This window comes from Mycoplasmopsis gallopavonis, from assembly GCF_900660635.1.
GTDB classification, from domain to species: domain Bacteria; phylum Bacillota_I; class Bacilli_A; order Mycoplasmatales; family Metamycoplasmataceae; genus Mycoplasmopsis; species Mycoplasmopsis gallopavonis.
On the sequence record NZ_LR215032.1, the window covers coordinates 241,375 to 260,102 of the forward strand.

General features: G+C 26.6%; 17 protein-coding genes, 2 tRNA genes and 1 pseudogene. 8 read left to right on the top strand and 12 right to left on the bottom strand.

All coding sequences use genetic code 4. The features are described 5' to 3' along the window. Window positions 1–97: 97 nt before the first annotated feature. The gene (locus EXC53_RS03365; RefSeq protein ID WP_129724718.1) at window positions 98–1,147 is read right to left on the bottom strand and encodes a DDE-type integrase/transposase/recombinase; all 1,050 of its coding nucleotides are present in this window, start codon (window positions 1,145–1,147) and stop codon (window positions 98–100) included. A gap of 262 nt (window positions 1,148–1,409) precedes the next feature. After that, window positions 1,410–2,744: an IS3 family transposase gene (locus tag EXC53_RS03370; protein WP_129724720.1), complete on the bottom strand. Its 1,335-nt coding sequence runs from the start codon at window positions 2,742–2,744 to the stop codon at window positions 1,410–1,412. A gap of 50 nt (window positions 2,745–2,794) precedes the next feature. Here EXC53_RS03370 and EXC53_RS03375 point away from each other — a divergent pair. The 3 genes and pseudogenes from EXC53_RS03375 to EXC53_RS03385 form a co-directional block, all read left to right on the top strand. Then, a pseudogene (locus EXC53_RS03375) lies at window positions 2,795–3,832 on the top strand (IS30 family transposase); the annotation flags it as partial. 123 nt (window positions 3,833–3,955) lie between these two features. Further along, window positions 3,956–5,215 (top strand): DDE-type integrase/transposase/recombinase, encoded by a 1,260-nt coding sequence (locus EXC53_RS03380; RefSeq protein ID WP_129724731.1) that lies wholly within the window; start codon window positions 3,956–3,958, stop codon window positions 5,213–5,215. A gap of 93 nt (window positions 5,216–5,308) precedes the next feature. Beyond that, a tRNA-Gly gene (locus EXC53_RS03385) sits at window positions 5,309–5,382 on the top strand. 118 nt (window positions 5,383–5,500) lie between these two features. Here the strand turns inward: EXC53_RS03385 and EXC53_RS03390 are convergent. The 5 genes from EXC53_RS03390 to gmk are packed head-to-tail and all read right to left on the bottom strand — an operon-like array spanning window position 5,501 to window position 9,368. Next, a complete protein-coding gene (locus tag EXC53_RS03390; RefSeq protein WP_119572186.1) occupies window positions 5,501–6,166 on the bottom strand; it encodes a ribulose-phosphate 3-epimerase in 666 nt (221 codons plus the stop codon). An 8-nt stretch (window positions 6,167–6,174) separates the two neighbouring features. Continuing rightward, window positions 6,175–7,020: a ribosome small subunit-dependent GTPase A gene (gene rsgA / locus EXC53_RS03395; RefSeq protein ID WP_119572185.1), complete on the bottom strand. Its 846-nt coding sequence runs from the start codon at window positions 7,018–7,020 to the stop codon at window positions 6,175–6,177. Beyond that, complete coding sequence (locus tag EXC53_RS03400; protein WP_119572184.1) at window positions 7,021–8,004, bottom strand: serine/threonine-protein kinase; 984 nt, start codon at window positions 8,002–8,004, stop codon at window positions 7,021–7,023. Next, the gene (locus EXC53_RS03405; protein WP_119572183.1) at window positions 7,997–8,773 is read right to left on the bottom strand and encodes a PP2C family protein-serine/threonine phosphatase; all 777 of its coding nucleotides are present in this window, start codon (window positions 8,771–8,773) and stop codon (window positions 7,997–7,999) included. The genes EXC53_RS03400 and EXC53_RS03405 overlap by 8 nt, the downstream gene beginning before the upstream one ends. Next, window positions 8,766–9,368, bottom strand: a complete 603-nt coding sequence (gmk, locus tag EXC53_RS03410; RefSeq protein ID WP_119572182.1) for a guanylate kinase — start codon at window positions 9,366–9,368, stop codon at window positions 8,766–8,768. Before gmk ends, EXC53_RS03405 begins: the two co-directional genes overlap by 8 nt. 143 nt (window positions 9,369–9,511) lie before the next feature. On the opposite strand from gmk, the gene truB reads away from it, so the two are divergent. The 4 genes from truB (at window position 9,512) to rpsO (ending at window position 12,446) form a co-directional block, all read left to right on the top strand. Further along, on the top strand, window positions 9,512–10,351 hold the full coding sequence (gene truB, locus EXC53_RS03415) for a tRNA pseudouridine(55) synthase TruB (RefSeq protein WP_119572181.1): 840 nt from the start codon (window positions 9,512–9,514) through the stop codon (window positions 10,349–10,351). A gap of 1 nt (window position 10,352) precedes the next feature. After that, entirely contained in the window at window positions 10,353–11,168 is an 816-nt protein-coding gene (locus tag EXC53_RS03420; protein WP_119572180.1) for a YcsE-related riboflavin metabolism phosphatase, read from the top strand. A gap of 2 nt (window positions 11,169–11,170) precedes the next feature. Beyond that, the gene (locus tag EXC53_RS03425) at window positions 11,171–12,070 is read left to right on the top strand and encodes an FAD synthase (protein ID WP_119572179.1); all 900 of its coding nucleotides are present in this window, start codon (window positions 11,171–11,173) and stop codon (window positions 12,068–12,070) included. A gap of 109 nt (window positions 12,071–12,179) precedes the next feature. Continuing rightward, window positions 12,180–12,446: a 30S ribosomal protein S15 gene (rpsO, locus tag EXC53_RS03430; protein WP_119572178.1), complete on the top strand. Its 267-nt coding sequence runs from the start codon at window positions 12,180–12,182 to the stop codon at window positions 12,444–12,446. Between the two features lie 62 nt (window positions 12,447–12,508). On the opposite strand, the gene recA is transcribed toward rpsO, so the two are convergent. Further along, a complete protein-coding gene (gene recA / locus EXC53_RS03435; protein ID WP_119572177.1) occupies window positions 12,509–13,531 on the bottom strand; it encodes a recombinase RecA in 1,023 nt (340 codons plus the stop codon). A 161-nt stretch (window positions 13,532–13,692) separates the two neighbouring features. Between recA and EXC53_RS03440 the strand changes: the two genes are divergently transcribed. Beyond that, a tRNA-Gly gene (locus tag EXC53_RS03440) sits at window positions 13,693–13,766 on the top strand. 53 nt (window positions 13,767–13,819) lie between these two features. On the opposite strand, the gene EXC53_RS03445 is transcribed toward EXC53_RS03440, so the two are convergent. The 4 genes from EXC53_RS03445 to EXC53_RS03460 form a co-directional block, all read right to left on the bottom strand. Then, on the bottom strand, window positions 13,820–15,094 hold the full coding sequence (locus EXC53_RS03445; RefSeq protein WP_129724648.1) for an IS3 family transposase: 1,275 nt from the start codon (window positions 15,092–15,094) through the stop codon (window positions 13,820–13,822). Window positions 15,095–15,183: 89 nt separating this feature from the next. Continuing rightward, the gene (locus EXC53_RS03450; protein WP_129724733.1) at window positions 15,184–16,728 is read right to left on the bottom strand and encodes an ATP-binding cassette domain-containing protein; all 1,545 of its coding nucleotides are present in this window, start codon (window positions 16,726–16,728) and stop codon (window positions 15,184–15,186) included. Next, the gene (locus EXC53_RS03455; protein ID WP_318024634.1) at window positions 16,715–17,515 is read right to left on the bottom strand and encodes an ATP-binding cassette domain-containing protein; all 801 of its coding nucleotides are present in this window, start codon (window positions 17,513–17,515) and stop codon (window positions 16,715–16,717) included. The genes EXC53_RS03450 and EXC53_RS03455 overlap by 14 nt, the downstream gene beginning before the upstream one ends. Beyond that, window positions 17,508–18,722, bottom strand: coding sequence for an IS3 family transposase (locus tag EXC53_RS03460; RefSeq protein WP_129724541.1), 1,215 nt, complete (start codon window positions 18,720–18,722; stop codon window positions 17,508–17,510). The genes EXC53_RS03455 and EXC53_RS03460 overlap by 8 nt, the downstream gene beginning before the upstream one ends. Window positions 18,723–18,728 lie beyond the last annotated feature (6 nt).

Here is an 18,728-nt window from a genome sequence, read left to right on the forward strand (position 1 = left end):
TGGTGTACCTATTCTCAAAAACACCACAAAAAATTTTAAATAATTTTTAAAAAACACAAAAAAAGCGTGGATAAAACCATATATTAGGATAAATAAATTAGACACTTAACGTCGCATGTGTTAAAAAACCATGCGGCGTTTTTCAATTTAAATTTGATTGAGGTCTTTCGAAGTTATATCAAGAAAAATATTTAGATATGATTGAATTCACTTCGCTATCTAACATTTTATCAGTTTCATAAAAATCTAATAATTCTCTTTGAATTAATGCAAAAATAAATTCGGAAGGTCTATTTGCTAATGAATTACCTTTTGGAGACATTGATTGTTTAGTATTTACATTTTTTAAAAATTTAGAAAAGGCAAAATTTGCATATTCAATTCCGTGATCTGAATGAAAAATAGTAGGTTTGATTTGATGTTTATCAAGAGTATCTTGAACAAGCTTTATAGTAGATGCAGAATCTCTTATATCCGATAAAGTTCAATTTAAAACAGTGTTACTAAAAGTTTCTGTGATAACATGAAGAAATCTCATTCCTTCTTTTGTTTTAATAAATTTAATATCTGCATGTAATTTTTCACCAAAATAATTTGATTTAAAATTTCCTTGAACTAAATCTGATGCTCAGATTCTAGAGAATTTTTCCTCTTTATTTTTCTTTGATTTTTTCTTTTGATATGCTCTTGATTTATATTGATTAAATTCATAATTTAGTCTAAATAAATATGAAGAAATTCTTTTTTGGTGCGTTAATAAGTATTTTTGATAAAGTTTATCTCTTCCTATAACAAAATTAGAATTTTTAGCTTCTAAATTAATTCAATTAATTAATTCATGATCAATATATTTCTTTTTGTCAATTTTTTCTTTCTTAGAACAAGAGTAATAAAAAGAAGTTCGATTTAATTTCAAAACTAATGAAATTTTTGAAATATTTCTAAATTGTTTACTTTTTTCTTCTTTTCTTTTTCTAATTTTTTCAAAAATTTCTTGTTGCTTTACTCCTCTTTCTTCCAAAATTTCTTCCATAATATCCTGATAAAGATCTCTATCTTCCTCACACAATTCATTGATGCTAACTCTTTTTCTTCTTCCTGAGTTAGGTTTTTTACTTTTACCTGATTTACTTTCTAAATTATTCATGTTAGAATTATATATTTTTATCCAACTCTTTAATAAAGCTTTCGCTCTTCTATAAGGATTTTCATGCTTACCCTCTTTTCTTTGTTTTATGATTTGATATCTTTCTCAAAAATCTTCAACAAAAGTTATAATCGCTATTTCAAAACCTTCTTTTGGTAAATGTGGATATATTTTAATTTTTGTTCTTTTGTAAATTGTTTTAAACGCATAAAAAAGACACGCTCCTTTCTTTTTGGAATGTGTCTAATTTTTTTATCCTGATTTAGCGTGGATAAAACCATGCTTTTTTCTTTTGTTTTTCAATTTTTTTCGTTGCAATGCAAATTACAATCGAGCCACCTCAACACTCTTGAGGTGTTTTTCAATTTAATACTGATTGAATTCTTTCGTTGTTGTATCAAAACACAAAATCATCAATCAGTGATTTTAATTCATTAAAAGTTATTTTTGTAATATCGATTAATTTTAAACATTCTGATTTTAAAATTGAAAAGAAATATTCTGCTTCTCTATTATCTAAAGAATTTCCTACTCTACCCATTGATACAACACCATTGTTTTTCTGAATTAAATCTACATAAGTTTTTGAAGAATATTGGAAACCATGATCAGAATGAGCTATTCATTTTTTATCCATTTTGATTTTAGACATATGTTCCATTACTAGTTCTAAATCATTTCTTTTTGAAAGATTATAATTAACAACAAATTTGCTTTTGTGATCAATCGCAACAGATAAAAATACAAAATTGTTTAAGCAATCTTTTGGTGCAGAAATATAAGTAACATCAGTGGCAATTATTTGGTTTGTCTCTCCGTGATAATCACGATTAACAAGATCTATAAATTTTACGTTTGTGTTCTTTTGTTCTCTATCTATTTTCTTTCTTCTGATTAAACAAAATAAGTTTAATCTTCTCATCGCTCTACCAATAGTCCTATAATTTAGATCTATTTGGAATTTTGTTCTAATATAACTTTCCAATCTTTTTCTACCAAACAAACCCTTATTTTTCTTAAATGACTTAATTATTAATTCATCATATTTAGTATTTACAGATTTTTTTCTTGTTTGCTGCTCTTTAGTTTTTAGATTGTGAATTGTTGACTTAGATTTATTAAAGCATAGGCCCAATTTTCTTGTAGAAAGTGAAGATTTCTTAATTTTAGAAATATCAACTTCAATATTATTTCTATCAAAAGAGTCTTTATAAATTTCTAAAATTTCAATCAATTGTTCCTTAGGCATTTTTTCTCATTCCTTTTTTACAATTTCAATAGGAGTAATTTTTTGCCTTTTTGGTCTACCTGACCCTTTACCTTTTTTAGATGATTTACCTGTTTGCGATTCTATATTTATCATTCCTAAATTATATCTGTTATACTTGAAGACAAAATATTTTTTAGCCTCATTGAATTTTCTATCAAAAAAACTAAAACCTCTGATTGAATAATATTTAAGTTCAAAATCATTTTTTGATATCAAATTATTTTTGTAATCTTCATAACTACCGAATAGTTCTAATCATTCATGTGCCTTTAATTGTCTCATAATACCTCCTAAATATATAAAAACACGAAATATGGTTGTGTCCATATTTCGTGTCCCAGTTTATCAATTAGAATTTTTTTTTTTTTTTTAAAAATAGTTCACTCTCTATAGAACAAATTGCTAAAGAAATTGGATTTTCAAAATCTACAATTTGAAGAGAAATCAAAAATAATTCAACAGAAAATGGATATATAGCAGAAGAGGCTGAAAAGAAACATAAAATAAGAGAAAAATGAAAATATCAATTTAAATTAGAATCTGAATTTTCTTATTACAATGATTTTACAAAAGCTTTTTTAAATATATATAATCCTATTTTTTTAGGAGTCAAAAATTCCAGATTAATAGTATATAATACCAATAATTTTCCTGTCCCTTCTTTAAAAACTTTGTACAACTGAATTAATAGTGGTTTATGAGCATTAACAAAGAAAAATAAATTACGAAGTTATTATAAAAAAGGCGGAAAAAGAAATGGGAATGTTTTAACAAGACTTGTTGGAAATAGATATATAGTTCCTATAACTTTTAGGCCTAAAAATATTAATGATAGGTCAGAATTCGGGCACTGAGAAGCTGATTTAATAATTGGAAAAACAGGTTCAAAAAGCGAACATTTACTAACTTTTGAAGAAAGAAAAACTAGGTATGGATTAATAAGAAAAGTACCTAATAAAAACCCTTGAATTGTAGCTAAAATTTTATTCGAATTAATTAAAGAAAGAAAATTAAATGTGAAGTCTATAACAATTGATAACGGATTTGAATTTAAGATCTTTTTCATGATAGGATATAGGCTACAAATTAAAATTTACAAAGCCGATGCATATGCATCTTTTCAAAAAGGTTCAATAGAAAACTTCAATGGATTAGTAAGAAGACAATACCCGAAGAAAACAAATTTTAACAAAATACTAGATGAAAATATAATAGAAACAGAAAGAAAAATTAACAATATGCCAAGAGAAATATTAGGTTTTTTAACATCTGATGAATTATTTTTTAATTGAAATTATTTTAAAGAACCTTGAGATCCAAAAATCAAAGAAATGCAATTATATGAATATTCTTATAGAAAAAGAAGATCTAACACCAAAAGAAATAAGTTCTTTAAAACTTATAAAAATAGTTAATTAAAACTCAAAACAAAAACACCAAAAAAACACCTCCCTAAATTTCTCAAGGGAAGGTGTTTTTCGTTGCACTGCAAGTTACACTCGAGCCACATTCCAAAAAGAAAGGAATGTGTCTTTTTTATGCGTTTAAAACAATTTACAAAAGAACAAAAATTAAAATATATCCACATTTACCAAAAAGAAGGTTTTGAAATAAAAATTAAAACTTTTGTTGAAGATTTTTGAGAAAGATATCAAATCATAAAACAAAGAAAAAAGGGTAAGCATGAAAATCCTTATAGAAGAGCGAAAGCTTTATTAAAGAGTTGGATAAAAATATATAATTCTAACATGAATAATTTAGAAAGTAAATCAGGTAAAAATAAAAAACCTAACTCAGGAAGAAGAAAAAGAGTTAGCATCAATGAATTGTGTGAGGAAGATAGAGATCTTTATCAGGATATTATGGAAGAAATTTTGGAAGAAAGAGGAATAAAACAACAAGAAATTTTTGAAAAAATTAGAAAAAGAAAAGAAGAAAAAAGTAAACAATTTAGAAATATTTCAAAAATTTCATTAGTTTTGAAATTAAATCGAACTTCTTTTTATTACTCTTATTCTAAGAAAGAAAAAATTGACAAAAAGAAATATATTGATCATGAATTAATTAATTGAATTAATTTAGAAGCTAAAAATTCTAATTTTGTTATAGGAAGAGATAAACTTTATCAAAAATACTTATTAACGCACCAAAAAAGAATTTCTTCATATTTATTTAGACTAAATTATGAATTTAATCAATATAAATCAAGAGCATATCAAAAGAAAAAATCAAAGAAAAACAAAGAGGTAAAATTCTCTAGAATCTGAGCATCAGATTTAGTTCAAGGAAATTTTAAATCAAATTATTTTGGTGAAAAATTACATGCAGATATTAAATTTATTAAAACAAAAGAAGGAATGAGATTTCTTCATGTTATCACCGAAACTTTTAGTAACACTGTTTTAAATTGAACTTTATCGGATATAAGAGATTCTGCATCTACTATAAAGCTTGTTCAAGATACTCTTGATAACCACAAAGTCAAACCTACTATTTTTCATTCAGATCACGGAATTGAATATGCAAATTTTGCCTTTTCTAAATTTTTAAAAAATGTAAATACTAAACAATCAATGTCTCCAAAAGGTAATTCATTAGCAAATAGACCTTCCGAATTTATTTTTGCATTAGTTCAAAGAGAATTATTAGATTTTTATGAAACTAATAAAATGTTAGATAGCGAAGTAAATTCAATCATATCTAAATATTTTTCTTGATATAGCTTCGAAAGACCTCAATCAAATTTAAATTGAAAAACGCCGCATGGTTTTTTAACACATGCGACGTTAAGTGTCTAATTTATTTATTCTAATATAGAATAATTTTATTTAAATAAAAAAATCTCTTGGAAGCTTTATTTTTGTGCTATAATATTAACACACAAACGAATTGCGAGTGTAGTTTAATGGCAGAACTTCAGCCTTCCAAGCTGACTATGAGGGTTCGATTCCCTTCACTCGCTCCATTTCAAGAAATTGACCATACTAGCATTAGCTAGTTTTTTTATTTCTTTTTTTAAAAAAGAGAAAGAAAAAGCACCTCAATAAAAAACTAAATTTAAGGTACTTATTTTATATAAAAAATTATTTAGCAAATTTTCCTAAAACGGAATTAATTGTTTCTTTATTTGGAGATACTACTAAAAATGTTCCAGCAACACAAGCATCAGCTCCGACTTCAAAACATTGCGGTCCTGTTTCTGAATTAATTCCACCATCAACTTGAATTAAAAAGTCATAACCGTTTTTAACTCTTAAATTTTTTAAAGCTTGAATTTTTTCAAGTGCAATTGGCATAAATTTTTGACCGCCTTTACCTGGTTGCACAGACATAACTAACACAAGTGCAAGTTTATCCAAAAACGGAACAATCTCAGAAACTTCGGTTTCAGGTTTAATTGCAAGACCAATTTTGAATTCATGATAATGTTCTTCTAAAAAACTTTCAAATTGTTCAAGATCATCACAAATCGCTTCATAATGGAATGTAATAATATCACAAGATTCTGAAACAAGCGGGATGTAATTGTAAGGATCAACAACCATTAAATGTGCATCTTTAATGTGTGGTAATCCATTTTTATTAATATTTTCAATTTCCTTCACTGAAATAGCTGTATTTGGAACAAATTCACCATCCATAATATCATAGTGAATTCATTTAATTCCATTCTCTACTAATGTATTTGCCATTGCTAATCTTTTTTCTGGCTCAACATTTAATAAACTAGGTGTAACATATTTTTTCATAAATTTCCCTATTCTAACTCTGATAAAAGTTTTAAATAATTTTTATAACGTAGTTCTGGAACAAGATTTGTCCCAATGTTCTGTTTGATAGCACAAAAATCTTTAGGTTCTTGATTATGAAGACAAGAACGAAATTTACAAGTTTGAGCAAGTTTTTGAAAACTTTCAAAACTTTGTGCTAATTCTATTTTACTCAATTCTAACTCTAATGAAGAAAAACCAGGTGTATCAATTAAAAAACCATCATTAAATTCAATAATACTTACCACTCTTGTGGTATGTTTTCCACGTCCTAATGCTTTGGAAATTTGTTGTGTTTCGAAACTATAATTTCCGAGGCTATTGAGTGTAGTAGTTTTTCCAACACCGCTTTGGCCCATAAAAACAGAATATTTATCTTTAATTTTTGATTTTAAAGCATTTAAAGTCGTTTCTTCTATTTTGCTATTATTAATTAAAATAACTTCATATCCCATTTGTTTATAATAATTAGCCCAATAAGATGCTTGCTCTTGATCTAAATCTACCTTTGTAAAACATAAAACAGGTTTAATCTTTTTGCTTTCAATAATTGCTAAATATTTATCAACTAAAAAAGGTTGAAATTCCGGTTCTTTAATTGACATAAAAACTAACATTTGATCCACATTTGCTACTTTAGGACGAATAAATTCATTTTTACGCTCAAGAATTTCAACTAATTGCCCGTCTTTTACTAAGACATTATCACCAACAATAGGTTGTAATTCTAAATACCTTAATTTACCTGCGGCAGGAATTTTTAAAACTAGGTCGTTATGTACAACTGTATAAATACCTGCCACAATTGAATAAACTTTATAAATTTGACTCATTTATGCCAACCTTCAAATTAAAAAGACAAGGACTAAAATAACTAATAAAATAACACTAATAGCAAGAACTAAAAATAAATTGCTATTAATAAATTCAGCTATTCCTTTTTTAGGTTTAATTGTTTTTGGTGATAATGGTTTTTCTAATGTTCTTGTTATGTCTAATGAAGTTCTAAGATCACTACTAAAATCTCAAACATCTTGATAACGATCTTCAGGTCGTTTAGCTGTTGCTTTTAAGATTACATTACATAAAGCTTGATTAATATCTCTAAATTCTCGTGGATTAGGAAAGTTTTTGTTACGGTGCATTAAAATTGTTTCGCTTTCCTGATTACCTTCAAATGGATATTTACCAATAATCATTTCAAACATAATTATTCCCAAAGCATAAATATCAACCGCTTTAGTAATTTTAGAATTACGGATTGTAAATTCAGGTGCCGCATAATATGGGCTACAAATAATTGCGTTAGTTTTGGTGAAACGCTGCGAATCATTTGTTAAAGAAATTCCTAAATCAATTAATTTAATATTTTGAGATTCATCAATTAAGATGTTTTGACTTTTAATATCTCTGTGAATAATACCATTAGCATGTAAATCACCAATTGCTTCTGCTATTTGTAGTCCGTAATTGACTGCTAGCCTTGAATCTAAAGCACCATTATCTGCAATTTTACTTTGTAAGGTCACTCCTTTGATATATTCCATAACATAGTACTGCTCAGTATCATCTTCATAAAAATCAATTAATTTCGGAATTCTTTTACAATTTAATTTTCCTAAAAGTTGAATTTCTGATTTAAAACGCTTCTTATTTACTTCGTTAAAATCATTATTACGATATTTTAAGGCATAATACTGATTATTTTCAAGAGATTTCACCAAAAAGACAGAGCCCATTCCTCCATTACCAATAGAATTAATGATTTCATATTTTTGAAAAACGTTTGAGTTACGTTTAATATTGCTATTAATCATTATTAGAACCTCCAAATTCAAAGTCCACAACAATAACACTCATATTATCGTTTGATTGATTGATTGTGGCTTTTTCAAGAATTTTTGTTCCTATAAATTCAGGAGTTCCTGATAATGAAGTTAGGTATTCAAGTTCAGAATGATATAAAAATTCATGAACACCATCAGATGTAAGAAGAAGTCTTTTAACATTCGAATAGCTTTTTTCGTCAAAATCATAAATTTCGACAGTTGTACTCATCATTGGTCCAATTGAACTAGTTAAATAACGAGCTTTTTCGTTCGAAAAAGCTTGCACAAAATCAAGTCCTCTATCAATCATTGAATTTCCGACATTTTGATCTTTTGTAATTTGAATTAATTCATTTTTGTGAGTAAAAGCATAAGCTCTTGAATCACCAGAATTAAAAACAAAAAAACGACGAAGCTTAGGAATTATAATTGCTGCAACTAAGGTAGTTCCCATTTGCATTTTGCTAGGATCTTGATCAACTTGTTTTTTAAGTTCCTTTTTAGCAGTTTCAATCGCAATACCTATTCACTTTTTAGTTTGAATAGCATCTTGGAATTTATAACCACCTGCAATATTTTGAAACTGTAGTCCAAGAGAAGAAACAAGCATACTTGCCGCAACATCTCCATAAGAATGTCCGCCCATTCCATCACAAAGAACAGCTAAATATGCTCCTTCGTTTTCGAAAAATCCAACACGATCGTCATTTTTAATTCGATAATCACCTTTGAGAGTTTTTTCAAAATGCTTAATCAATATTTAATTCCTTGTGTAAAATTTGACGAATTTCTTCTGCTGCTTCGTTTGGATCAACATTAATTATTTGGTATTTAAAAATATCAGATTCAGCAATTTCTTCTTCAGCTTTTGCTAATCTTAATTTCAAAGTTTCTTCATCTTCAGAACCACGATTGATAATTCTTCTTCTAAGCTCATTAATTGATGGTGGTAATACAAAAATTGTAATTAAATTATATTTGTCTTCTTCTTGCTTTAACTTAGCTATAACTTGTTTTGCTCCACCAGTTTCAATTTCAAGCATTGGTACTTTGTTTTTTGAATGAATCCGATCTAATTCTGAAAATAAAGTCCCGTAATAATTACCAAGGTGATAAGAAAATTCTAAAAATTTATATTTCTTAATTTTGTCACGAAATTCATCCACATCAATGAAATAGTAGTGCACACCATCAAGTTCACCTTCTCTACGTTTTCTTGTAGTAGCTGAACAAGATAAAGACAAATTCAACTCATCAAAATTAAAAAGTAATCTTTCAATTGTTCCTTTACCCACACCACTAGGTCCACTAAAAATAAGAATTGGTTTTTTTACTTTATTTTTTGTCTTCATAATTATGCTATATTATAGCATTTTATAATTAAACTTGCTTGCTTTAACTAAAAACAAGACCTAAAAAGATATTAAAAAAAACCATAAAAATTCACTTTTTAGTAAAATATTAATACACATCAAACGAGATTAGGAGTAAGAAAATGTTTTATAAATTTCATAAAGCTTCAAAAGAGTTTGCTAATCAAACTATTCGTAAATTTGGTAAAAAAATTAATGCTACAAAAGTAGGTCATACAGGAATTTTAGATCCATTAGCAAGCGGTTTAATGATTGTCGCAACTGATAGCGACACTAAACTTTTAGAATATATCTCTGATAAAACAAAAGCCTACATTGCTAAAGCTAAGTTTGGTTATAAATCAGAATCACTTGACATAGATACTCCTGTTAGTTTTTTAGAAAAAACAGAAATTACAAAAAAGAATATCGAAGAAGTTTTACCAAAAATTTTAAAACTCAAAGAACAAATCCCTCCAATTTATAGTGCTAAAAAAATCAATGGCAAAAAAGCTTATGAGTACGCAAGAGAAAATCAAAAAGTTGAAATGAGAGTGCAAAAAATCGAGATTTTTGAACTTCAAATTTTGAATTTTGATTTTAAAAAACAAGAACTAGAAATATACATGAAAGTATCTGAAGGAACTTATGTTCGTAGTTTATTAATGGATCTTGCTAAATTTTTAAAAACAAGCTGTGTGATGAATTATTTAAAACGTGTTGAATGTGGAACAATTAAATTAAATAAACTAGAAGAAAATCAATCTGAGCAATTAGATTGAAATGAATTGATTGATTTACCTTTTTTTGAACTTAATGAGTTCGAAATCAATCAACTTCATTTTGGAAGAAGTTTCCAAAAAAACAACTTCAAAGATAATCAACTAGTTTTAGGAATTAAAGAGAAAAAAGTTGCTTGTGTCGGAATTATTCAAAATAATAAATTTCAACCCAAAAAAGTATTTTTAGAAAGGCTAAGTTAAAATGCAAAATTTAAAAGACATAATTAAAGTTGCGGCATTTGATGTTGATGGAACTTTATTACCAAATGGTATTAATCAATTTTCAGATAATACTAAAAAAATATTTAAAGAATTAAAGAAAAATGGAGTAATTACAGTAATTTCAACTGCAAGAGAATTTGCTACAATAGGTGATTTTCTCGAACAATTAGAACCAGTTGATTATTTCATCGGAGCAAACGGATCATTTATTTGGGATGTTCAAAAGAAAGACTTCTTATATAAGAGTACTTTAATTAAAGAAGAAGTTGTTGATCTTTATGATCAATTTGCTAGTCAAGTTAATGGTTTTTCTGTGGCTGATTTTAATAAAGTTTATAAATCACCAAAAATGAATTTAGATTCATGATTTGTGAGACCTTTCCAAGAAAACTACAAAAATTTTGATGAAGCATATTTGTCAAGAAATGATTTATATGTAATTACAATTAATTGTGATAATACACGTGAATTAAGCGATGAAATTTCTAAATACATTCTAGAAAAAGGTTACCAAATGGAAATATCAGCTCGTTGAACCAGAGGTTTTTTCATTAGTCCTAAAAACATTACTAAAAGTCATACTTTAGAAATTCTTTGTGAAAAATTAGGATATTCAATCAATAATCTTATTGCTTTCGGAGATAGCTCTAACGATTTTGAAATGATTCGTGACGCATATTATGGAGTTGCTATGGAAAGAGCTAACGATAAAATTAAAAGAGTAGCTAAAGATATAGCTCTAGATTGTGAATATGATGGTGTCTACTGAAAACTTAAAGAATTAAAATTAATTTAAAAATGACTCAAAGTTTACTAGTTACACCATTTGAACAATTTAAACCCCAAGAGAACAACATTTATATCATTGGTGCATTCGAAAGCTTTCACCAAGGACATTATTCTCTTCTTAAACAAGCTCAAAAACTCAAAGGAAGAAAAATTTTAGTTACATTTGATAATGATGATTTACCGAACAAGGGAAAAAAATTCACTGATAATAATGCTAAATTAGCTAATTACACAAATTTGCCAATTGATCAAATTGTTCTTTTAGAATTTTCTAAAATAGGTTTAATGGAAGGGTTAGATTTTTTACAAAAATTAACAGGTAATTTAGCTTGTACAATTATTGTTGGTAAAAATTTTGCTTGTGGCAGAAATGCTGCTTGCAAAGTTAGCGATATCAAAAATTTCTTAAAGAACGCAAATGTAATTGGAGTTGATATTTTAAAAGAACAAGGTTCTAAAATTTCAACATCCAATTTAAAAGAAGCTCTTTTCTTTGGAGATCTTGAATTTTTAGATAATAAGTTAATTCATAACTATACATTTACAGCTTTTAATTTTAATTCTGTTGAATGAACTTTTGAGAGAGATTCTCAAATCACTCCAATCGCTGAAGGATTTTATTACGGATCTGTAATAGTCTTATTAAAGCAAAGTAAAATGATTTTTCCTGCTCTTATTCAAATTAATAAAAATAATCAAAATGGGATTTTTCTTTTAACTAATTTAGATGAAAATTCTAAGTTTAATAAAGATATTCTTAAAGAATTTAAACTTGCTTCTAAAAAGCATGAGTTGCTAATTGAAATTGTCAAAACATTTCGTTTAATCAAAAAAAGTGACAACCAAATAATTACCGATTTAGATCTTGAAAAAGCTGAAGAAAATTTTGATTTTGCTTGATTTAAATAAATTCTTTTTGTTATATAATAAAAAGGAAAAACATAAATTTTAGACTTGGTTTTACAAAAAATCTAAAAACTAGGTTTAAAACATAATAATACACAAAGGAGATTTTATTATGGTTTCAAAAGAAAGAAAAGCAGAATTAGTTAAAAAATACGGAAAAAATGCTAAAGATACAGGGAATGCAGTTGTTCAAATTGCGATTTTAACAGAAGATATCGAGGCTCTTAAACCTCACTTTGCAAAAAATCCAAAAGACAACCACTCACGTAGAGGTTTCTTAGCTAAAATTGCTCAACGTAAAGTGTTATTAAAACACCTTAAAGAAACAGATTTTGATGCTTACGCAAAAGCATTAGAAGATCTTAATATCCGTAAATAATTCTTGATTAAATAAATATTTATTTGATTTAAAAACTTCAACTTACTTGTTGAAGTTTTTTCTTATATATTTTTTATTTGATTCATAATTTCTTGTTTAATTTCTTTGTGTTGCTCGATGTATTCCTTCATGTTCTTTTTACCTTGAGCTAAATTTTTGTCATCCTTACTATATCAAGACCCTTTGCGTTCAATAATTCCTTTTTCAACACCTAAATCAACAAGTTCACCAATCTTATCAATTCCCTGGGCAAAATAAATTTCACTATTAGCTGTTTTATAAGGAGCCGCTAATTTATTTTTAACAACTTTAAATTTAATTTCATTTCCAATAATATCTTTGGATTCATTAATGATCGAACCTTTTCGAACCTCAATTCTAATACTTGCATAAAATTTTAAAGCTCTTCCACCAGGAGTTGTTTCTGGATTACCAAAAATTAAGCCGACTTTTTCACGAATTTGATTAATAAAAATAATTGTTGTTTTATTTTTGTTTAAATTCCCTGTAATTTTACGGAGTGCTTTGGACATTAAACGTGCTTGTAAACCGATTTGCTGATCAGTCATTTCACCTTGCAATTCAGCTTCTGGGACTAAAGCTGCAACTGAATCAACTACAATTAAATCCACTTTACCAGTTTTAGCTAGAATATCAACAATTTCAAGAGCTTGTTCACCTGAATCTGGTTGTGAAAGAATTAAATTATTAACATCAACTCCAATATTTGAAGCATAACCAGGATCAATTGAATGTTCCGCATCAATAAAAGCAGCTATTCCTCCTTGTTCTTGAATCGAAGCAATTGCATGTAAACTCAAAGTTGTTTTACCACAACTTTCTGGACCATAAATTTCTATAATCCGACCTTTTGGAAGACCACCGATTCCAAGTGCTTGATCTAATGCAAAACTACCACTATGAAACGAATCAACTTTCACGTCATTAACTTGGCCTAATAACATTATTGATTCTTTACCATATTTCTTTTCTATTTCTTTTATTGCATCTTTGATATCTTTGTCTGAATCAATTACAATTGGTTTTTCTTGGTCATTTATTTTTGTTTCTACTTGTGCTGTCATTTTTTCTCCACTTAATTAATAATTTTTTTGATAAAACGAACAAAAAAAGAACTAAAAAAGTAATTTACTTAATTATAAAAAATAAAAATAGAAAAAATATTAAGAATTTTTAAAAAAATATTGACTTAAAAATAAAAGTAGGTATAATAATTAAGCAAGTTGCGAGTGTAGTTTAATGGCAGAACTTCAGCCTTCCAAGCTGACTATGAGGGTTCGATTCCCTTCACTCGCTCCATTTCAAGAAATTGACCAAAACTTAAACTGGGACACGAAAAGTGGACAAAAAGTTTAATTTACTAAAACACCTCAACACTCTTGAGGTGTTTTTCAATTTAATACTGATTGAATTCTTTCGTTGTTGTATCAAAACACAAAATCATCAATCAGTGATTTTAATTCATTAAAAGTTATTTTTGTAATATCGATTAATTTTAAACATTCTGATTTTAAAATTGAAAAGAAATATTCTGCTTCTCTATTATCTAAAGAATTTCCTACTCTACCCATTGATACAACACCATTGTTTTTCTGAATTAAATCTACATAAGTTTTTGAAGAATATTGGAAACCATGATCAGAATGAGCTATTCATTTTTTATCCATTTTGATTTTAGACATATGTTCTATTACTAGTTCTAAATCATTTCTTTTTGAAAGATTATAATTAACAACAAATTTGCTTTTGTGATCAATCGCAACAGATAAAAATACAAAATTGTTTAAGCAATCTTTTGGTGCAGAAATATAAGTAACATCAGTGGCAATTATTTGGTTTGTCTCTCCGTGATAATCACGATTAACAAGATCTATAAATTTTACGTTTGTGTTCTTTTGTTCTCTATCTATTTTCTTTCTTCTGATTAAACAAAATAAGTTTAATCTTCTCATCGCTCTACCAATAGTCCTATAATTTAGATCTATTTGGAATTTTGTTCTAATATAACTTTCCAATCTTTTTCTACCAAACAAACCCTTATTTTTCTTAAATGACTTAATTATTAATTCATCATATTTAGTATTTACAGATTTTTTTCTTGTTTGCTGCTCTTTAGTTTTTAGATTGTGAATTGTTGACTTAGATTTATTAAAGCATAGGCCCAATTTTCTTGTAGAAAGTGAAGATTTCTTAATTTTAGAAATATCAACTTCAATATTATTTCTATCAAAAGAGTCTTTATAAATTTCTAAAATTTCAATCAATTGTTCCTTAGGCATTTTTTCTCATTCCTTTTTTACAATTTCAATAGGAGTAATTTTTTGCCTTTTTGGTCTACCTGACCCTTTACCTTTTTTAGATGATTTACCTGTTTGCGATTCTATATTTATCATTCCTAAATTATATCTGTTATACTTGAAGACAAAATATTTTTTAGCCTCATTGAATTTTCTATCAAAAAAACTAAAACCTCTGATTGAATAATATTTAAGTTCAAAATCATTTTTTGATATCAAATTATTTTTGTAATCTTCATAACTACCGAATAGTTCTAATCATTCATGTGCCTTTAATTGTCTCATAATACCTCCTAAATATATAAAAACACGAAATATGGTTGTGTCCATATTTCGTGTCCCAGTTTAACTGGCATTAGCTAGTTTTTTTTTTTTTTTTGTAAAGAAAAACTTAGGTACAAAGACCTAAGTTTATATGTTTAAGTAAGACTAAGAACATGATCGAACTGAGCAATTTGACTTGCTTCCATATGGTGAGAAATAAAAATAATTGTCGCATTTAAATTTATTAAGTATTCAAAAATACTATGTCTAAGCTCTGGATTCAAATTACTCAACGATTCATCTAAAATATAAATGTTTTTATTTTTTGCAAATAAGTCCAATAATTGAAGTCTTTGTTTTTGTCCAAGTGATAATTGTTCAGTGATTAAAGTTTCTTCAAAATTAACGAAATCAATATGAAAAGGAATTAAAAGATTTTGCACTTCTTTCTGAGTTCAATAATCACTTGAAATTTTTTCTGGTAAAAGAATTTCGTGATTTAAAATTCCAATATTTTTTGAAAGATCATCGTTTTTGTTAATAACTTGTCCATTCACCAAAACTTGTCCTTCATAATCTCAAATTAAATTAGTTAAAATGTTTGTAATTGTAGTTTTACCACTTCCTGATTGACCTTGAATTAAATATTTTTGATTTTTATGAATTTGTCAATTAAAGTTTTCTAAAATTTGAGTTTCATCATATTTAAACGAAATATTCTCCATTTTTAATGACTCAAAATCCAAAAGAGGTAATTGGTTTTTAATTTCAAATTGTTGATAGAACGCAGTGATTCGTTTAGCTAGATCTAAATATCCTCATCCGGTTCTAGCTGCTGTTTTTAAAGAACCAATTGTTTGATCAAATTCCGCATATTTTGTAATAAATAAAATTAAAAGTGGTAAAGTAATAAAGTCTTTTTGGTAAAAAACTAAGCTTAAAACTAGAACAACACCAAAATTAAGTCATTCAATAAATTTACTAAAAAGTTCTCAAAATCCACCAACAATTTTGTATTGAGAAATCTTTTTATATTCGCTAGATAAATCTTTAACAAATAAAGAAGCAATTAATTCACGTTTATTTGCAAAAGCAAATGTCGTAAAGCCGACAACATAACGTGCTGCTTTTTGGTAAATTTGATGTTCTACTTGATTGCTTTTAACATCAAATTTAGCACTCATTTTAGTAATTAATAAGTTAGCTAATAATTTAAAAATTGATAAACCTCAAAAAATTAATGTCATTTTTCAAGATAAAATTGCATAAAAAATTGTAAATCCAACAATTAAACTTAAACTTTCAATAAAGTTAAAAATGAAAACATAACTGACAACCAAGTTATTTGCATCTACATCTAGAACTCCAACAAACTTTTCACTTGAATTAAGTTTAAATTCACGGGGGTGGAAAAGACTTTGACGATGCAATAGTTCACTTCTTAAATTTACCGTTCCTACTTGCATAAATTTAATTTTGATTCGTTCAACAACTATTAAAAGACAAATTACAACAATTTCGACTCCAAATAGACCTAATAAATAATAAATCGAATCACTTCTAAGATTATCCGAAAGTGCTTCGATAATTTGTAAAAAGAGTCATGAAGCAAAAACAACAAGTGCAGATTTGATTAAAATTCAAAAAATTAATGCTCAAAAACTAGGTTGTTTTTTCGAAATAATTTTATAATAGCTCATGCACTTCTCCTTTCGCTACCTCAATTTTTCTATTAAAGTATTTTTGATATTTAGGCTTCATTGTGTGTGAAATTAAAATAATTGTTTTATCTAGATTTTGTAAAAATTCTAAAATTTGAACAACATTAGCTTGATCGATATTACTAATTGATTCGTCAAAAATTAAAATATTTTTATCTGAATTTAATGCACGAATTAGAGCAATTCTTTGAAGTTGTCCATGAGAATATTGGTAATTATCAACATTAACTTGCTCATTTAAATTTAAATCACTTAAATTTAGTAAATCAACAAGTTTCTTAGTAAATTCTTCTTTTGTTGGTTCAAAAAATGTTAAGTTATCTAATAAGGTTCCAGGAATTAAATCTTCTTTTTCTTTAGTTAAATAAACATTTTGATTTAAACTAGAATTTGTAATTTCTAAGTTATTAAAGAAAACTTGTTCGCTATTTTCAAACGGTAAAAGTCCACTTAAATAAAACATCAGTGAACTTTTACCACTACCGCTTGGTCCATAAATTCAGATTTTATCTTTACTATGTAATTCTAGATTAATATTTTTTAATACAATTTTTTCAAGATTTTTATCGTAAATATTAGCATTAACTAATTTTAAGCTTGCAAATTCACTAATTGTTTCCTCATTAATATCACTTAATTTTTGAATTTCTTCAATTGGTGAATAAAGTCCTTCATTATATTGTGCTTCTTGATATTGAACATATTGAGTGTGATAAAGGAAATTAATTAAAAGGTTTGATAAACTAGGACAGAAAAAATTAACAATTTATCAAATTGGATAGCCCCATACTATATTCGTATGGGGTTTTTCAATTCAGACATGATTGAATTCTAAATTTGTTGTATCAATTAACATAATTAGATATTACTTTTTCTAGTTCACTCAAAGTCATAGCTTTGATATTTAAATCTCTAATTAATTCAGTTTTTAAATTTGAAAATCAATATTCCACAACTCTATTATCTAAACTATTTCCTACTTTTGAAAGTGAAATTATTCCACCTTTATTTTGAATAAAACGAGAAAAATCATCAGATGTATAAGTTGAGCAATGATCTGAATGTAGTATAAAACTTTTTTCAAAATCAACATTTTCAAATGTTTTGTAAATTAATTTTGAATCATTAAATTTGGAAAGAGAAAAACTAATTATTTCTTTAGTTTTATGTTTAATCACTACTGAAAGATAAACATTATTGTTTATCGCATCTTTTGTCGCTGGGAGATATGTTACATCAGTAGCATATATATTTCTGTTATATACATCGTTATAATCTCTATTCACAATGTTTTCTTTTATGACAGATGTGTTCTTTACTTCTTTTAATTTTTTTCTTTTTCTGATATTGCAAAATAAACCTAAGGCATTCATATATCTTCCTAGAGTTCTTTCGTTTATGTCTATTTTATAGTGCTTTAAGATAAAATATTTTAATTTTTGTCTACCATATTTAGATCTATTTTGTTTAAATGAATCAATAATCAAGTCTTGGTACTTTATTTTTCTGGATTTAATTCTAGGAGCAAAATTATTTCTTTTATGTTTGGATATTGTTTGTCTACAAAGATACAACAAAATAGCAAGTTTATACGAAGCCATATTAATATTTGATGCCTCTTGAACTTTCTCTGTTTTAAATTTATCTCTTGTAATTTCTCTATATCTTTTTGCAATTTCAATTAAATCTTCTCGTGTAAAAATGTCTCAATTTATATCTTGTTCTTTCACTTTTCTTGACCTACCACTTCCAGGCTTTCTTGGTTTTTTATTCATATTACAATTATAATGTTTTAATATTCCTCGTAATCTTGCTTTCACATATTTATCTTTTGCTTTTGCACCATATTTATACATAAGTTCAATTGCATACTTTTTGCCTAATTGAAAAAATGTATTATAAATTTCTTTTTCTTGTTCTTCTGTAAAATGTTTACCCATTTTTTCTCCTTTAAAAATATAAAAAATTAACATTCGAAG